Genomic DNA, 15,822 nt, shown 5'->3' with positions numbered 1-15,822 from the left:
CAAACCGAGAGGAATAACAGAAATAAAGTTATGTGTGAGACTTTTAAAATAGGGCAAACAGATTAAATCAGCGCGAGGAGACGATTCCGGTAACAAGATACAATTTGAGCTGATTTCAAAAATCTCAAAATGATATAAATCTCTGCTCAGAGAAAATCTTTCCGAAAACAAAAAAAGGCGGCTTTTATTAAAAGCCGCCTTTGTCGTAATAAATTATATGAATAAATCAGCCGGTTAAGACCCGCTTTCTTCATCTTTTACAACCCAGATTTTAATCTGCGGATTTAAATCGCCAAGCAGATCAATCGTTGCCGTATACTCGCCAAGCGTTTTGATATCCTGGTCGATGGAGATCTTGCGCCGGTCAATCAGAATATCGCGCTCTTCAAGTGCCTCGGCTACATCGATATTTGTAACCGTACCGTGGATTTTATCATCTTCTCCAACGGATACGGGAATCGTTACTGACGTCGCTTCAAGTTTTTGAGCAAGCTCTTTTGCTTTTTCAACGGTGAGCTCGGCACGCAGTTCAGCCTGACGCTGTTGCTCTTCGTACTCTTTGATGGCGCCGGGTGTTGCCATAACGGCTTTGCCCTGCGGGATAAGGTAGTTGCGCCCGTAGCCCGGTTTAACTTCCACCAGTTCGCCGGGTGAGCCCAGTTTTTCTACATCTTCTTTTAAAATCAATTTCATCTGTTTGCTCCGGTTTATCTTAAGTTTTCAGTTACGTATGGGATCAATGCCATAAATCGTGCACGTTTTACAGCCGTAGAAAACTGGCGCTGGTGCCGGGCACTGTTGCCGGTTACGCGGCGGGGCAGAATTTTTCCCTGGTCGTTGATAAATCGAAGCAAAGTATCGGTATCTTTATAATCGATATATTCGATACCTGCTTTTGTGAATTTACACTCTTTGGTTTTTAAGTGTCCTTTCTTCGGGTGTGATGGATTGTTAATCATAATCGTGGATTTTTAATGGGTTAATCGTCGTCGCTTTTTTCGCCTTCTTCAACATCATCGAATATAACCGGCAGATCTCCTTTTTTCTTGAGATCGTAATGACGCTTCATTTTTGCGTCGTACTTGAGCGTCAAGTAACGCATGATGTCATCGTTGATTCTCATATTTCGTTCCAGCGGTTCAATCGCTGTCTTTGGAGCTTCGAAATAGAGGTTCACGTAGTAGCCGGAGTTTTTCTTTTCGATTGGATAAGCGAGCTGGCGTGATCCCCACTCGTCTACTTCCACGATATCCCCGTCGTTGTCTTCGATTAGCTTGTTGACGAAATCGACAAGCTCTTTAAACTTGTCATCATCCAGAACAGGGTTCAGGATGTACGTCATTTCATAGAATTCTTTTTTCATCAGTATTGTCTTTTCTTTGGTTGCTTTCCATTATTGGAAACAGTTGCCGTACGTCTCGCCGGCAACAGAGCTTTAAAAGATAAGGAAAGATGATTCGTTAAACAATGCGGGATTACGCTTTAATCCGTTCACTTTCAGTCAGTGATGCCCCGGCTACGTTCCACCCTGTACCCGGAACCTTGTAGCCCTGCTAAATCGTATAGTAGGATGAGATGAGCTCAATCAACCCGGAGAATGGAAGTACGGGTTCAACTCCATAATAAATAGTAAGGCCCGCTAAAACTGCCAGGGTGCCCTTAAAAAGATTTCCGGGTGCGATCATCGGCAGATCCTTATGCGATTCTTTGAAGTAGAGATAGACCATGACACGAAGGTAGTAATACACACTGGCTGCGCTGGCCAACACACCTATAATGGCAAGCGGGACGAGCTCTGCATTTACAGCTGCGGCAAATACGTAATACTTGCCCACAAATCCTACAAACGGCGGAATCCCTGCCAGAGAGAAAAGGAAAATTGAGAGCATGACCCCCATGGCTGGCACTTTAAACCCAAGGCCTGCATAGCTTTCGATCGAGGTAAAATCAAGGCCGTGGTTGCGCTCGTAGTAGGCAATCACTCCAAATGCGCCCACGTTCATTATAGTATAGGCAAACAGATAGTAAAGCACACCGGAATATCCGGCTGCCGTGCCTGCTGCGAGGCCCACAAGCAGATATCCCGCATGAGCAATACTGGAGTATGCAAGCATTCGCTTTACATTATCCTGAACCAAAGCAATCAGGTTTCCTATGATCATCGTCAGTATTGCAATTACCTGGATTACGTTTGTCCAGTCACCAGCTTCTGAGCCAGGCAGCATTCGTGTAAGCACCAGAATAAACGCTACAAACGTAGCAGATTTAGCGGCGGTAGCCATAAATCCTGTGAGCGGCGTAGGCGTGCCCTGGTAAACATCCGGGGTCCACATGTGAAAAGGAACCGCTCCAAGTTTAAAAAATATACCGACAAGCAGCAGAGCTGATCCACCAAAAAATAGCAGTGTCGGTTCTGCGTTCGCCGCAATATCAGCAAAATTTGTGTGGCCGGTAGCGCCATAGATAAGAGCAATCCCGTAAAGTAAAAAGCCGGTTGAGAACGCGCCTAACAGAAAATATTTGAGTGCAGCTTCGGCACCTGTTTTTTCAGTTTTCATCAGGCCGGCCATCACATAAAGACAGATGGACATTGTTTCGAGGCCGAGGAAGAATGAGATCAGGTCGTTGGAAGTGGCCAGCGCAAGCATTCCCACCGTGGCAAACATGATCATCGCGTACACATCCCCCGTGTGCAGATCATTATCCTCAAAATAATCCTTACAAATAATCACCGAAAAGAGTGCTCCAACCAGCACAATAGCCGACCCAAAAGCCGCTACGCCGCCGTAGGCAACCATACCGCTGAAAGCCGTACTGCTCGCTTCTGTCAGCGATAATATAGCCGCAATAAGCGCGGCTACGAGCCCGACGATTGACAGAGTGTGAGACGTATCTGCCTTCACTTTAAATGCATCAAGCATTAATACTGTAAGGCCGGTAATTGCTACAATAATGCCCGGTAAAAAAGCCTGTAGGTCGTGTAGATAGTTCATTCTAAAACGTTTTGTAAATCGCGTCTATCGCTTTCGCAAGGTTAATATCTTTCTCAGTGACTTTACCGCCCGCATCGTGAGTACTCAGGCTAATTGACACAGAGTTGTAAACATTAAAAAGTTCAGGATGATGGCCCTGCTCCTCTGCGTCGAACCCAACCCGTACGATAAACGACAGCGCTGTTTTGAAATCATCAAATTCGAAATTACGCTTAATCTTATCGCCTTCTGGTTCCCATCCATTTAAAGATGAAAGTTTATTCTTTAATTCGTTGTCTGTTAAAGGATCCATAGTGATTAGTCTTTAATTACAAATTGAGTTTCCAATTGTGATTCTTCGACTTCATATATTGCCGCTGTCCAATCAGGCAGTTCTTCAAAGTTGGCCTGCTCAAGCACCGCAACGCTTTTACTTTCCGAGGTTGAAATATAATTCGCTGTCCAGCCTTCCGAATAAATCGTAAAATCTACCGGACGAATACCGATCCAAATCATAAACACGACAAGAGGAATCAACAGGCTCACTTCCCTTGTATTAAGATCGAGCATCGCTTTGTTTTCTTCTTTTTCAAGTGGACCAAACATCACACGCTGGTACATCCACAGCATATAAACCGCTGCAAGAATCACACCTGTAGCTGCAAGTACTGCAAACGTAATGTTTCCATAAAGCAGAGAATTATAAGAACCCAGCAGAATAAAGAACTCCCCGATAAATCCGTTGAGACCCGGCAGCCCGATTGAGGCGAGTGTTGCAATCATAAACATGACGGCGAGTACCGGGACTGATTTAGCGATTCCGCCGAAATCTTCAATCATCCGCGTGTGTCGCCGATCATAAATCATTCCAACAATAAGGAAGAGCGCGCCGGTTGAAAGACCGTGGTTTACCATCTGAATGATAGCACCCTGAACAGCAATGGTGTTGAAGGCAAAAATTCCGAGAACCACAAATCCGAGGTGACTCACCGACGAATACGCCACAAGCTTTTTCACATCTTTCTGTACCATGGCCACGAGGGCACCATAAATGATACCAATTATCGCCAGCCCGGCCATCCAGGGTGCGAATTCCATAAATGCATTTGGAAATACAGGCATACAAATTCTGAGCAGTCCATAGGTTCCAAGTTTCAGCATGATGGCGGCAAGTACAACAGAGCCTGCCGTTGGAGCTTCGGTGTGAGCGTACGGCAACCAGGTATGAAACGGAAACAGCGGTACTTTAATACAGAATGCCAGCGCAAAAGCCAGGAACATATAGGTCTGCTCCACCAGGCCGATGGTGTATTCAGGGCTCGATATAAATCGCCAATCAGCCGTAAACTCGTAAATACCGGTTGCTGCACCCGCATGATACCCGAGGTAGAGCAATGCAACGAGCATAATCAACGAACCAACAAGCGTATATATAAAGAATTTAACAGTTGCTTGAATCCGGCCGCTTCCGCCCCAGATACCAATTAAAAAGTACATTGGAATAAGAGAGAGTTCGAAAAAGACGTAAAAGACGACGAGATCAAGAGCCGCGAATGTTCCAAGTGACGCTGTCTGCAAAATCAGCAGCATCGCGTAATATCCTTTCAGGCTTTTGGTGACCGAATCCCACGACGAGAGAATAACGATGGGTCCCATCAAGGTGGTGAGCATAAACAGCAGCAGGCTTAAGCCATCGAGTCCAACAAGATATTTGACATCCATGGATTCGAGAATAGGTGCACCCTCCGTTACATATTGAGGCAGCGCTGAACTGGTGACGTCAAAATTAATCAGCAGCGGCAGCGACAATATAAAGGTAGCCGATGTGGCCAGGAAAGAGGTCCACTTAACTGCAGGCCCCTCCTTCATAAAAAGGATGGCCAGCACGCCGAGTAACGGCAAATAAATAACGATGTTTAAAAGAAACTCCATAATCTGTTATTACGCGATTAAAACAATAACATTGACATTACAAGAATAACACCCAAGATGAGGAACAGCGCATAGCTGCTGGTTACACCGGTTTGAATGTAACGAACCAGGCTGCCGATCAGCTTTACGGTTCCTGCAACTGCATTTACAAATCCATCCACAATCTTCATATCAAAAACAGCCAGTACACGTTCGGATACGTTTACGACCGGATTTATTACTGTAGTCTCGTAAACCTCGTCGAGGCTGTACTTATTTTTCCAGGTGTCATAAAGCGAGCCAAAGCGCTCAGAAATAGCTTTATCAGACGCTTCCTGCTGGTCGTTTCCATACATTCTGAACGCGACGTAGGTACCTGATACTGCCACGATGATTGAGATGAGCATCAGCGCCCATTCAGCCGGGACGGAAAGTGTAAGTGAAATATCAGCGGCGATAGGTGATAGCCAGTCGTGCAGCCAGTTGATATGACCGTACTCGCCTGTAAATGTTTTTGCAATAAAATTTGGCAAGCCGATAAAACCACCTACAATCGATAATCCGGCAAGAGCCCATAAAGGGATTGTCATTGTTGCAGGACTTTCGTGCAGGTACTTCTCCGAATCTTCTGCTCCTTTAATAAGTTTTGGCAGTTTAAACGACCCGTGAAACGTCGTAAATGTCAGCCTGAACATGTAGAAAGCCGTCAGGAATGCGGTCACCATCCCTACGCCCCATAATGTGAAATACATGACGCCGGCAAAATCACCTATTCCCATATTGAACGCATGCATCAGAATTTCGTCTTTAGAGAAGAAACCTGCCAGCGGCGGAATACCCGCAATTGCTATTGTGGCGATCATAAATGTTTTGTAGGTCGATGGCATCCATTTTTTCAGCCCGCCCATATTCCGGATATCCTGAGGGTCAAATTCAACATGCTTGCCGTCATCGTGAAGCTCATGTTCTACATGTTCCATGGTATGGATAACTGATCCAGATCCAAGGAAGAGGCACGCTTTAAAAAATGCATGGGTCACAACGTGAAAAATCGCGGCGGTGAAGGCCCCGGATCCAAGTGCCAGGAACATAAATCCAAGCTGTGAGACCGTAGAGTATGCAAGAACGCCTTTAATATCGTTTTGTGTGATGGCGATGGTGGCTGCAACAATTGCGGTCAAGGCACCGATTACCGCAATGATCATCATTACCTCAGGAGATATCACAAACATGGGCGATAACCGGGTAATGAGGTAGATTCCTGATGTAACCATAGTTGCGGCGTGAATCAAAGCGGACACGGACGTTGGACCCGCCATAGCGTCTGGCAGCCAAACAAACAGCGGGATTTGCGCGCTTTTACCCGTGGCTCCAATGAGCATCAACAGGCCAATTCCGAACACAGCGCTGGCAGAGAACATATCCAGATTATTGAGAATTACATCAAAATCAAGACTTCCGACAATTCCGAACACTGAAAACATGGCAATTAAAAAAGCAAAGTCACCAACCCTATTGTATAGAAAAGCTTTTTTAGCCGCATTAGATTTAGCCATATCGCTGTACCAGAACCCAATCAGCAAATATGAGCAGAGCCCCACGCCTTCCCAGCCGAGGAATAGCAGCAGCAGGTTGTTCGCCAGAACCAGGTTGAGCATCGCAAAAATAAAGAGATTCAGGTAGGCGAAGAACTTCCAGTATCCGGGATCGTGATTCATATACCCGATGGAGTATAAGTGAATCAGCGACCCAACACCTGTTACAACCAGGGTCATTATCAGTGAGAGTTCATCAATTCTATAAGCAATATCAACCGATAGATCTCCAACGGTGATCCAGTTGAATAGTGTTACAATAAGAGCATCTGAACCAGAGGAGTACCCAAGAAAAAGAGTTACTGTAATTAAAAAAGGGATGAAGACAGCAAGATTTGCTAAGATTCCGATCAGAGTTTTTTTCGACCGGAAATTTTCAGAAGAGAGCCCTGCAAGTCCATTCAGTAGAAATCCAAGCAGTGGTAAACCAATAATTAAACTGACTAACGCAGTAGGTGATTCCATTCAACAGGCTAATTTATTTCACGCTTTCAATTTGGCATTGTTGGACGCCATTAAATTACAGGTGGCAAAGATACAAAAATCTCCCTCAAGATAAACTCAAAACAGAGGATAATTGAATCAAATTTAAATGATGAGGACGAATATTCCTGTATTTATCATATTCCCATCCTTGTGGCTCAATTTATATCAAAATAAGTCCGTTTTTGCGGCCAACAAAAAATAGTTTTATAAATTTCCATCAACTATTATTGCAGGTGACTGTTCTTTTTTAATATGTTTGAGGCTTACAATTTTCCGATAGTAAACGGATTAAAATAACTCACAACAACGAATGAATAAGCTGTCGTTTTTTACGCTTACGATGTCTTTTATTTCCCTGATGGCTTTCTGGGTTGCAATGAGCGGCTTTTTAGATGCAGTTCACCTCGCCATGGGAGTCGTGTCGGTTGTAGGCGTGATGTTGTTGAATTATAAGCTGAAGCAAAATCGATTCTTTGAAGACGATATGGATGACCTGAGTCAGCTTAGGTTTCCCCGTGCTGTTTACTATTTTTTCTGGTTGATTTACCAGGTGATCGTTGCTGGATTCCATGTTCTTTCCGTAATTAGCCGCCCCTCTATGCCTATTGAACCAACAATGATTACTTTTAAAGTTGATCTGCCGAGTTCACACGCAAAAATGATTCTTGGCAATTCTATCACACTTACTCCTGGTACACTTACGGTTGACATTGTTGATGATACTTTTACCGTACACGCGCTCGACAGCAATTCTTACGCAGGCATCGCTGACGATTCCATGCCGAGGCAGGTACTTTCTTTATTCAGCAGCGAGGACAGACCTGTTGTGCGCGAATTCAAAATTTTAAACCCTGACAGCTGAGGAATGGAACATTTTTTCCTATACAGCGCAATTGCTCTTACAATCATTATTGCCGTTCCTATGGTAAGGGTCGTAAAAGGTCCGACGGTTTTCGACCGTATTCTGGCCGCCAATGCTATTGCAACCAAAACCATTGTGCTCATTTGCCTCACCGGCTACATCTTTGGCCGTATTGATATGTTTATAGACATCACACTGGCATATGCCGTTCTCGGATTCCTGGGGTCACTTGTGATTGCTAAATATCTTTCATCTCACAGGATGAGACGCCAAAGACAACGGGAGCAATCATGATTCAAATCGTTTTCAGTATCCTGTTTGTTGTACTGGGCATAGTTTTTATGCTGATGGGAAGTCTTGGGATCGTACGGCTTCCCGATTTTTATTCACGCTCTCATGCAGCAAGTAAAAGTGATACGCTCGGAATTTTGTTTGTCATCGGCGGGCTGATTATTTACGAAGGGTTCACCCAAAGCAGCCTGAAGCTTTTATTTATCATTTTGTTTATTGCACTTTCCAATCCAATCGGAACGCATGCACTTGCCAGAGCCGCACTTAGAAAAGGAATTAAGCCGCTGCTGTTTAACCGATCTTCGAAGGAGGACAGCCAATGATTTGGGAGCTGGAACTGGTGCTTTTTATTTTCCTTCTGATTTCTGCAATTGTAGCACTTGAAGCAGATGATCTTCTCGTATCTGTCGTAATGATGACTATTTTCAGTTTTATCATTGCCCTTCTTTTTACGGTCATGGGTGCCATTGATGTTGGGTTTACAGAAGCCGTGGTTGGTGCCGGTGTGACTGGAGTCTTATTCATAGTTGTTATCTATCAAACTTCAAGAAAAACAAACGATTGAAGCTTTATAAAATACTCATATTGGCACTGTTTGCAGGCGTTCTGATTTACGCATCGCTAGATCTGCCCTACCGTGGCGACCCCGATAACCTGATGCATGCCGAACGAAGCATCACCGGCACGCCAGTGATTGGCAATTATGCAATCCAGGAAGCGTATAATGACGCCCACACGCCTAACATGGTTACCGTTATACTCGGCGATTACAGGAGTATTGATACATTTGGTGAACAAATTGTGATCTACACCGCTGGCCTCATCACCCTTTTAGTGCTTCGCAGCAGACGACGGAGGAAAAACAGATGAGAAACAAACATACAAGTCCAATTGTTCTGCTTGGTTCCCGCTTGCTTAGCCCCTATATCATGGTATTTGGCTGGTACGTCATTTTTCATGGTCACTACAGCCCGGGCGGCGGATTTCAGGGTGGCGCACTACTTGCTGCATCTGTTCTGCTAATCCGTGTTTCAGGCGGCCGCCTCATTTCACGAATGCAGCTTCAGGAATACGTAAATACGCCACTCGCTATTGTTGGTGTCATCATTTACTTCCTCACGGGATTAACGGTTATGTTTGCCGGCGGTTATTTCCTGGATTACGGTGAGCTTCCAATACCCGGTATGGAACCGTACTGGCTGCGATACACAGGAATTTTAATTATTGAAGTAGGTATCGGGCTTACAGTGATGGCCATCCTTGTAATGATCTACGATAACATGGTGAAGGGGGAAGACTATGGTTGAATTCTTTACGGGACACTATGCGTACTGGTTCACGCTTATTCTTCTGTGTGTTGGCCTCTATGGTATTATTTTTAAGCGAAACCTGGTCAAGAAAACTATCGGACTCGCCATTCTTCAGGCTTCAGTGGTGCTGTTTTTTGTTTCAATTGCCTCTAAATGGGGAGCAACAGTTACCGTGATTGATAAAAATATTCCGGTTGAGCAGGTAGAAAGCTACCTCAACCCCCTGCCTCATACGCTTATGCTTACTGCTATTGTTGTAGGCGTTGCTACGCTGGGAGTTGCTTTTACACTTATGATTGCGATTTATAACCGCTATGGCACACTCGATGAACAAGAACTGTTAGAAAAAATTCAATGATCGAATCGCATCTACCAGCAATCATTGCGCTGACATTTGTTCTGTTTGCCCTGCTGATTCCACTCTTTGGACTTTGGAAAGAACAGTTATGCCAGCCTCTTGCGGTGCTTGGGTCAGGTTTGGCGACTGTATTTTCTTTGATGGCGTTTGCAACATATCTCCAAACCGGCAGTATTCGCTACTTTTTTGGCGGATGGGAGCCTCCGATCGGCATCGAATTCGTCTACGACGGGCTGTCGGGTTTTATATTGCTGGTCATCAATGCCGTTGCTTTTTTAGTCCTCATCTACGCAAAACAACCCGGCCGGCAAGAGTTTAATGGTAAGGAGCTTGCGTACTACGCATTGGCCATGCTGATGATGCTCGGGTTTAATGGGATGGTTCTGACCGGTGACCTGTTTAACCTCTATGTATTCCTGGAAATATCGTCGCTTTCTTCTTATGCGTTGATATCCATCGGCAACAAACCCGCGCCTTTTGCTGCATTTCGCTATCTCATTATCGGTACCACAGGCGGAACGCTTTACCTGCTCGGCGTTGGGTTTCTCTATACAAATACCGGCACACTCAATATTATCGACATGTCGGCCATGCTGCCAATGCTCGTCGATAATTCATCGGTAGTAACCGCTCTCATTCTGATGGTGGTCGGAATTGGTGTGAAAGCCGCTATTTTTCCCATGCACGGATGGCTGCCGGATTCGTATACGTACGCTTCAACCCCATCATCCACATTAATTGCGCCGATTGGCACTAAAGTTGCTGCCTATATTCTGTTTCGTGTGATGCTCTATCTATTTGGAATTGAGCTAACCGATGCTGTGATTCCCATATCGTACATTGTAGGAGTATTTGCATGTATCGGGATTATTTACGGATCTGTGATGGCCATCGCACAAACTGAAATGAAGCGAATGCTGGCCTACAGCTCGGTATCACAAATTGGTTATATCATTATGGGGCTCAGCCTTGCTAATCCATTTGGATTTGCCGGGGCGTTGCTGCATGTGTTGAATCATGCAGTGATGAAGGCATGCCTCTTCATGATTACGGGAAATTTACGATACAAAGAGGGTCACTCGAATATTAGCCTTTTTAATGACAGCTATCGAAAAAAATACCCCTGGACAATGGCGTCATTCAGCGTGGCGGCTATCAGCATGGTTGGCCTGCCGCCACTTGCAGGATTTTTCAGTAAGTGGTACCTGGCGCTTGGCACCATCGACAACAGCAACTGGCTGTTTCTCGCAGTGATAATTGTAAGTTCGCTTCTGAATGCGGTCTACTTTTTCAGGATACTTGAAAAGGTATACATGAAAAATCCCGATGCCGATAAGCAGGAAGAACCCACTGAAGTAATTGAATATAACGACGTATCACCGAGCATGATGTCACCCATGGCTATCCTGGCTATTGGCCTGTTTGTCATTGGGTTTGCCAATGCGGCAATCGTAGGCATTCTGCTTGATATTTTCCCGCTGTAACATGAAACACTTAATTTTTTGAACCACGATTGATGGATCTATCTATCGTTCCTTTATTAGCAATCCTGGTGTCACTGGCTGCTGTGCCGCTGATCCTGATGAGCTCCGCAAAACCAAATCTGCGCGAAGCCTGGACGGTGATCGCCGGACTGATTAAATTCAGTCTGGTATTGACGCTATTGCCAGGAGCCATTGAGGGGAATTCCGTTGAGCTCCACCTGTTTGATCTTGCTCCCGGGCTACCTCTTGCGCTAAATGCAGATCCATTCGGTGTCTATTTCGCGGTCATCGCCTCCGGTCTTTGGATTTTTACGTCGTTCTACTCTATCGGCTACATGCGAGGAGCCGGGGAAAAGAAACAGACCCGGTATTTTGCCAGTTTTGCGGTTTGTTTGTCTGCGACTATTGGTATTGCCTTTTCAGCGAACCTGCTCACGTTCATCCTGTTTTACGAGATGCTGACCCTCGCAACCTATCCTCTCGTTATTCACAACGAAAAACGTGAAGCAATCAACGCGGGCCGGAAATACCTGGCGTTTACGCTTACCGCCGGATTACTGTTAGTGGCTGCATCAGCAATTATTTATCACTACACCGGCAATATCGAATTTACGCCTGGCGGTGTCTTTGGAGATATTGAACTGCCGCGTAATACCATGTTAGTTGTCTTTATTTTGTTCCTTGGCGCTGTTGGCGTGAAAGCCGGCATTATGCCAATTCACGGCTGGCTGCCTGCCGCAATGGCTGCTCCAACCCCGGTAAGTGCTTTGCTGCACGCTGTTGCCGTGGTTAAATCGGGTGTATTCGCCGTTACACGAATGGTTGGTTTTATATTCGGTACAGACGTGATGGCTGCCTACGGTCTCAATGATATACTAATTGTCCTTGCCGGGGCCACAATTATTCTTGCCTCCCTGATTGCTTTCGCACAGGATAACCTAAAACGTCGGCTGGCATATTCTACTGTAGGTCATCTGTCTTATATTGTCTTAGGAATTGCGCTGCTCACGCCACTTGGCATGACGGGCGGTATCATGCACATTGCAGCTCACGCCACCATGAAAATTACGCTGTTCTTCTGCGCCGGTGCTATTTACGTGAACCTGCACCGCACTGAAATCAGTAACCTGAACGGAATTGCCAAAGTGATGCCGTGGACCATGGGAGCCTTCGTTGTTGGCTCGATGGGGCTTGCGGGTATACCACCGATTAACGGATTTTTCAGTAAATGGCATATCATTCTCGGATCACTTGAAGGAGATATGATCATTCCTGTCATTGTTTTGATTGTGAGCGGCCTGCTTAATGTTGGATACTTCTTCCCTATCATATTCCGTGCTTATTTCAAAAAAGGCGAGGGCCTCGAATCTTACGGAGAAGCTTCACCGTTTATGGTGGTTCCCATCGTTATTACTGCAACACTTTCGGTATTGTTTGGACTTTTTCCAAACCTCTTTTTTAACTTCTACGATATCGCTTTACTTGTTGGTGATTCATTATTTAACGGAGGTACACCATGAACTGGAATAAATTTGTATGGACAGTTATTGGCATTATCCTGGCTGTGACCCTTGTTCTCGAGTTTACCTACCTGGCTGGATATGACAGCCACTGGTGGAATAAGATTCCAGCATTTTATGCCATTTATGGATTCTTGTGCTGTATCGCAATTATCTACTTTGCCAAGTTTTTATCAAAGAATATTGTAAAACGCGACATCCACTACTATGATTGAGTTTCTGACCATACCGGGAGTCATTCTAATTGTCGGGGCGTTTTTGTTGCCCTTTCTGCCGGAGAAGATACGTAGTTCCGTATTTTTGCTGTTTCCTCTGGCATCCCTTTACGTGGTAATCACAACGGCAAACGGATATTCATTCGGTATCGATTTTGCGGCATACCAGCTTCAGCTGATTGAAGTTGACCGTCTGAGCCGTGTATTCGGGATTATTTTCTCAATTACAGCATTTGTAGCCGGCATTTATGCCCATCACATAAAGGATCTTGGCCAGCAGGTGAATGCCCTTGTGTATGCCGGAAGTGCACTTGGTGTGACGTTTGCCGGTGATCTGCTCACGCTGATCGTATTTTGGGAGCTGATGGCTGTGAGTTCAACCTGGCTAATCTGGGCGCGGCGTACCAAAGAGTCTGACGGTGCCGGCATGCGCTACCTGATATACCACGTTCTTGGCGGCGGAATCCTGCTTGGCGGTATTATCTGGCACTATGCCGATACGGGATCGCTTGCCGTGGAGACAATTGCTCAAAACTACACCTTTGCCAACGTGTTGATGCTGGTGGGCGTTTGCATCAACGCAGCCGTTATACCTCTGCACACCTGGCTGGCTGACGCCTATCCCAAAGCCACGATTACCGGTGCGGTGTTTATGAGTGCATTCACAACCAAGTCGGCTGTTTATGTTCTGATTCGCGTATTTCCCGGATGGGAACTGCTCATCTGGTTTGGAGCTGCCATGGCAATCTACGGCGTTGTTTACGCGGTAATATGTAAAGACATCCGGGAGATTCTTGCCTACCACATTATCAGCCAGGTTGGGTTTATGGTCTGCGGGATTGGCATCGGTACCGAAATGGCACTTAATGGCGCAACAGCACACGCTTACAGTCATATTTTGTATAAATCGCTGCTTTTTATGGGAACCGGTGCTGTTCTGTATGCTACCGGTACAAGCAAGATTGTAGAGCTTGGCGGTCTGTTTAAAAAGATGCCTTATACCTTTGGGCTGTACATGGTGGGTGCGCTATCAATTTCCGGAATTCCGTTGTTCAATGGCTACATTAGTAAAAGTATGACGATCTCTGCCGCAGGTTATGCACACGTGGAAGCTGCCCAGCTGATGCTCTTGCTGGCCTCCGTGGGTACATTCCTGAGTGTGGGTTTGAAACTCCCCTGGTTCACCTGGTTTCATAAAGACGAAAGCGATATTGAAGTAAAAAAACTGCCTGTAAACATGTATATCGCTATGAGTATTGCGGCGTTTGCCTGTATTTTCTACGGCCTGTTTCCTAATGCGCTTTATGTTTACCTGCCTTTTGATACAGACTATGACCCCTTTACAATCTACCATTTTGTAGAAACGATGCAGATCAGCGCCATGACACTTGCCGGGTTCTGGCTGATGAAGAAGAAACTGGCCGGCGAGCTGATTATCGCGCTGGATGTGGACTGGTTCTATCGCAAAGCCGCCCCGGCAACCCGCCTGGTGTTTGTGAACTGGGTAGATAATTTTTTCGATCGCGTGGAAGAGAGAGTTATTGGCACCGCTCGGTTTCTTACAGAGAAGTTCAAAAACCCAATGACCTGGCTCAACCCATTCACAGACCGTAGCAACAAAGCTGATGGCTACAGCCCGGCGATGGATGTGGTGATGAGCTTCGTGATGCTCACGTTTATCATTATTTCTATACTTTACTTTCTGTAATCAACATTCCTATGCCGGCGGGGTAGATGGAGTTTTGTCAGAGCCAGACCCTGACTTTAGGCTACCCCATCAACTTATCCCCCGGCCTGAAAATCAGCATTCCGCTGTTTTCAGATCCTTTCTCCTCTCAAAGAGGATATTTTAGAGCTTTGGTTTTCTTTAGTGCAAAGCAGAGATTCGAAGCTACCCTTCAAGTATTGTAAGTACTGAAAAAAGTCAGGTTCCGGCCATAGTCCATACCTTCTACACTACTTTCACTTCTTCCATCAAATTCTCTTCCAGTTCCCCTACAGATTCAAAAAGCTGCTCATACGTTTCAATTTCATAATACTGTGTCTGTATTTCAGATGTAATGAAATCGTTGTCCAGGATCTTTTCTACGTCGTATGGAAGTACCGTAATGTCATCATCATAAATATGATTTGATTCGCCTGAAGATGATAATATTCCTGCCCCGTAAATTCTGGTCAGATTCTGTTGCTTAATCAACCCAAACTCAATTGTAAACCAGTAAAGTCGCTGGAGCTGTTTTTCAACGGTTTTATCATAACCATACTTCACGCCCATCTCTCCGAATTTCTGTACAAATCTGGCGTATTCAGAATTCATCAACAGAGGAATATGACCAAAAATGTCGTGAAACATGTCGGGCTCTTCAAGGTAGTCAAGCTGACTCATCTGCCTCAGCCAGGTAGAGGAGCAAAATTTCTTCTCAGACAAAAGTTTAAAAAAATCATCCACTGGAATAAGACCGGGAACAACAACTATTGACCAGCCATTTTCAGCCATCAGTTTTTCATTTAGCTCGCTGAAGTCCGGGATTTTATTCGGGTTCAAAACCTCTGAAAGCTGATCGAGGCAATGTAAATATTCTGGATGAGCTTTTCCGGGCAGGTTCTTTAGCTGTCGCTCGAACAGTGTATTCCATACTGCGGTATCTTCACTTGTATATTTAGCATAATCCTGTGTCATTTTTTCCATAAGGTAATTCTTTTACTTCTGTAGATGATTCCAGAGCGTGGGTTTGATTTAATCACACGCCCCTAATAAAAAATAAGGGACGTTCCGTTCCCGGTTTTTGGGGTAGAATTTAGCTAATTATTATTTCAG

The 15,822-nt window shown here is 45.2% G+C and carries 19 protein-coding genes; 11 read left to right on the top strand and 8 right to left on the bottom strand.

The window, feature by feature from the left end:
• Positions 1 to 234 precede the first annotated feature (234 nt).
• The 7 genes from rplI to nuoL form a co-directional block, all read right to left on the bottom strand.
• The gene (gene rplI, locus AABW11_RS10020; protein WP_340104945.1) at positions 235 to 693 is read right to left on the bottom strand and encodes a 50S ribosomal protein L9; all 459 of its coding nucleotides are present in this window, start codon (positions 691 to 693) and stop codon (positions 235 to 237) included.
• A 14-nt stretch (positions 694 to 707) separates the two neighbouring features.
• Positions 708 to 959 carry a 30S ribosomal protein S18 gene (rpsR, locus tag AABW11_RS10015; RefSeq protein ID WP_340104944.1) on the bottom strand — a complete coding sequence of 84 codons (252 nt, stop codon included), beginning with the start codon at positions 957 to 959 and terminating at the stop codon, positions 708 to 710.
• A gap of 20 nt (positions 960 to 979) precedes the next feature.
• On the bottom strand, positions 980 to 1,363 hold the full coding sequence (rpsF, locus tag AABW11_RS10010) for a 30S ribosomal protein S6 (protein ID WP_340104943.1): 384 nt from the start codon (positions 1,361 to 1,363) through the stop codon (positions 980 to 982).
• 190 nt (positions 1,364 to 1,553) lie between these two features.
• Positions 1,554 to 2,993, bottom strand: a complete 1,440-nt coding sequence (locus tag AABW11_RS10005; RefSeq protein WP_340104942.1) for an NADH-quinone oxidoreductase subunit N — start codon at positions 2,991 to 2,993, stop codon at positions 1,554 to 1,556.
• 1 nt (position 2,994) lies between these two features.
• A complete protein-coding gene (locus AABW11_RS10000; protein ID WP_340104941.1) occupies positions 2,995 to 3,285 on the bottom strand; it encodes a 4a-hydroxytetrahydrobiopterin dehydratase in 291 nt (96 codons plus the stop codon).
• A gap of 5 nt (positions 3,286 to 3,290) precedes the next feature.
• On the bottom strand, positions 3,291 to 4,904 hold the full coding sequence (locus AABW11_RS09995; RefSeq protein WP_340104940.1) for a complex I subunit 4 family protein: 1,614 nt from the start codon (positions 4,902 to 4,904) through the stop codon (positions 3,291 to 3,293).
• A 17-nt stretch (positions 4,905 to 4,921) separates the two neighbouring features.
• Positions 4,922 to 6,943, bottom strand: a complete 2,022-nt coding sequence (nuoL, locus tag AABW11_RS09990) for an NADH-quinone oxidoreductase subunit L (RefSeq protein WP_340104939.1) — start codon at positions 6,941 to 6,943, stop codon at positions 4,922 to 4,924.
• A 331-nt stretch (positions 6,944 to 7,274) separates the two neighbouring features.
• Here nuoL and AABW11_RS09985 point away from each other — a divergent pair, with 331 nt between their 5' ends.
• The 11 genes from AABW11_RS09985 to AABW11_RS09935 are packed head-to-tail and all read left to right on the top strand — an operon-like array spanning position 7,275 to position 14,712.
• Positions 7,275 to 7,826, top strand: coding sequence for a Na+/H+ antiporter subunit E (locus AABW11_RS09985; protein WP_340104938.1), 552 nt, complete (start codon positions 7,275 to 7,277; stop codon positions 7,824 to 7,826).
• A 3-nt stretch (positions 7,827 to 7,829) separates the two neighbouring features.
• Complete coding sequence (locus AABW11_RS09980; protein ID WP_340104937.1) at positions 7,830 to 8,120, top strand: monovalent cation/H+ antiporter complex subunit F; 291 nt, start codon at positions 7,830 to 7,832, stop codon at positions 8,118 to 8,120.
• A complete protein-coding gene (gene mnhG / locus AABW11_RS09975) occupies positions 8,117 to 8,440 on the top strand; it encodes a monovalent cation/H(+) antiporter subunit G (protein WP_340104936.1) in 324 nt (107 codons plus the stop codon). The genes AABW11_RS09980 and mnhG overlap by 4 nt, the downstream gene beginning before the upstream one ends.
• Positions 8,437 to 8,682, top strand: coding sequence for a hydrogenase subunit MbhD domain-containing protein (locus AABW11_RS09970; protein WP_340104935.1), 246 nt, complete (start codon positions 8,437 to 8,439; stop codon positions 8,680 to 8,682). Before mnhG ends, AABW11_RS09970 begins: the two co-directional genes overlap by 4 nt.
• Positions 8,679 to 8,987, top strand: coding sequence for a hydrogen gas-evolving membrane-bound hydrogenase subunit E (gene mbhE / locus AABW11_RS09965; protein WP_340104934.1), 309 nt, complete (start codon positions 8,679 to 8,681; stop codon positions 8,985 to 8,987). Before AABW11_RS09970 ends, mbhE begins: the two co-directional genes overlap by 4 nt.
• Positions 8,984 to 9,424, top strand: coding sequence for an MnhB domain-containing protein (locus AABW11_RS09960; RefSeq protein WP_340104933.1), 441 nt, complete (start codon positions 8,984 to 8,986; stop codon positions 9,422 to 9,424). Before mbhE ends, AABW11_RS09960 begins: the two co-directional genes overlap by 4 nt.
• The gene (locus tag AABW11_RS09955; protein WP_340104932.1) at positions 9,417 to 9,785 is read left to right on the top strand and encodes a cation:proton antiporter subunit C; all 369 of its coding nucleotides are present in this window, start codon (positions 9,417 to 9,419) and stop codon (positions 9,783 to 9,785) included. Before AABW11_RS09960 ends, AABW11_RS09955 begins: the two co-directional genes overlap by 8 nt.
• Positions 9,782 to 11,269: a complex I subunit 5 family protein gene (locus AABW11_RS09950; protein WP_340104931.1), complete on the top strand. Its 1,488-nt coding sequence runs from the start codon at positions 9,782 to 9,784 to the stop codon at positions 11,267 to 11,269. Before AABW11_RS09955 ends, AABW11_RS09950 begins: the two co-directional genes overlap by 4 nt.
• A gap of 32 nt (positions 11,270 to 11,301) precedes the next feature.
• Positions 11,302 to 12,789: a monovalent cation/H+ antiporter subunit D family protein gene (locus AABW11_RS09945; RefSeq protein ID WP_340104930.1), complete on the top strand. Its 1,488-nt coding sequence runs from the start codon at positions 11,302 to 11,304 to the stop codon at positions 12,787 to 12,789.
• Entirely contained in the window at positions 12,786 to 13,004 is a 219-nt protein-coding gene (locus AABW11_RS09940) for a hypothetical protein (protein WP_340104929.1), read from the top strand. Before AABW11_RS09945 ends, AABW11_RS09940 begins: the two co-directional genes overlap by 4 nt.
• Complete coding sequence (locus tag AABW11_RS09935) at positions 12,997 to 14,712, top strand: Na(+)/H(+) antiporter subunit D (protein ID WP_340104928.1); 1,716 nt, start codon at positions 12,997 to 12,999, stop codon at positions 14,710 to 14,712. Before AABW11_RS09940 ends, AABW11_RS09935 begins: the two co-directional genes overlap by 8 nt.
• A 243-nt stretch (positions 14,713 to 14,955) precedes the next feature.
• On the opposite strand, the gene AABW11_RS09930 is transcribed toward AABW11_RS09935, so the two are convergent.
• Entirely contained in the window at positions 14,956 to 15,693 is a 738-nt protein-coding gene (locus tag AABW11_RS09930; RefSeq protein ID WP_340104927.1) for a phenylalanine 4-monooxygenase, read from the bottom strand.
• Between the last annotated feature and the right edge of the window lie 129 nt (positions 15,694 to 15,822).

The organism is Rhodohalobacter sp. 8-1 (genome assembly GCF_038150125.1).
Lineage (GTDB): Bacteria > Bacteroidota > Rhodothermia > Balneolales > Balneolaceae > SW132.
The sequence above is the reverse complement of the archived record's forward strand: the minus strand, read 5'-3'. Positions and strand labels throughout refer to the sequence as shown.

Coding starts and splice junctions, on each gene's coding strand:
- AABW11_RS09995 (WP_340104940.1), bottom strand. CDS start 4,904: ATGGAGTTTCTTTTAAACATCGTTATTTATTTGCCGTTACTCGGCGTG.
- AABW11_RS09960 (WP_340104933.1), top strand. CDS start 8,984: ATGAGAAACAAACATACAAGTCCAATTGTTCTGCTTGGTTCCCGCTTG.
- AABW11_RS09980 (WP_340104937.1), top strand. CDS start 7,830: ATGGAACATTTTTTCCTATACAGCGCAATTGCTCTTACAATCATTATT.
- rplI (WP_340104945.1), bottom strand. CDS start 693: ATGAAATTGATTTTAAAAGAAGATGTAGAAAAACTGGGCTCACCCGGC.
- AABW11_RS09945 (WP_340104930.1), top strand. CDS start 11,302: ATGGATCTATCTATCGTTCCTTTATTAGCAATCCTGGTGTCACTGGCT.
- AABW11_RS09940 (WP_340104929.1), top strand. CDS start 12,786: ATGAACTGGAATAAATTTGTATGGACAGTTATTGGCATTATCCTGGCT.
- AABW11_RS10000 (WP_340104941.1), bottom strand. CDS start 3,285: ATGGATCCTTTAACAGACAACGAATTAAAGAATAAACTTTCATCTTTA.
- AABW11_RS09930 (WP_340104927.1), bottom strand. CDS start 15,693: ATGGAAAAAATGACACAGGATTATGCTAAATATACAAGTGAAGATACC.
- mnhG (WP_340104936.1), top strand. CDS start 8,117: ATGATTCAAATCGTTTTCAGTATCCTGTTTGTTGTACTGGGCATAGTT.
- AABW11_RS10005 (WP_340104942.1), bottom strand. CDS start 2,993: ATGAACTATCTACACGACCTACAGGCTTTTTTACCGGGCATTATTGTA.
- nuoL (WP_340104939.1), bottom strand. CDS start 6,943: ATGGAATCACCTACTGCGTTAGTCAGTTTAATTATTGGTTTACCACTG.
- AABW11_RS09985 (WP_340104938.1), top strand. CDS start 7,275: ATGAATAAGCTGTCGTTTTTTACGCTTACGATGTCTTTTATTTCCCTG.
- AABW11_RS09955 (WP_340104932.1), top strand. CDS start 9,417: ATGGTTGAATTCTTTACGGGACACTATGCGTACTGGTTCACGCTTATT.
- rpsF (WP_340104943.1), bottom strand. CDS start 1,363: ATGAAAAAAGAATTCTATGAAATGACGTACATCCTGAACCCTGTTCTG.
- AABW11_RS09950 (WP_340104931.1), top strand. CDS start 9,782: ATGATCGAATCGCATCTACCAGCAATCATTGCGCTGACATTTGTTCTG.
- AABW11_RS09970 (WP_340104935.1), top strand. CDS start 8,437: ATGATTTGGGAGCTGGAACTGGTGCTTTTTATTTTCCTTCTGATTTCT.
- rpsR (WP_340104944.1), bottom strand. CDS start 959: ATGATTAACAATCCATCACACCCGAAGAAAGGACACTTAAAAACCAAA.
- AABW11_RS09935 (WP_340104928.1), top strand. CDS start 12,997: ATGATTGAGTTTCTGACCATACCGGGAGTCATTCTAATTGTCGGGGCG.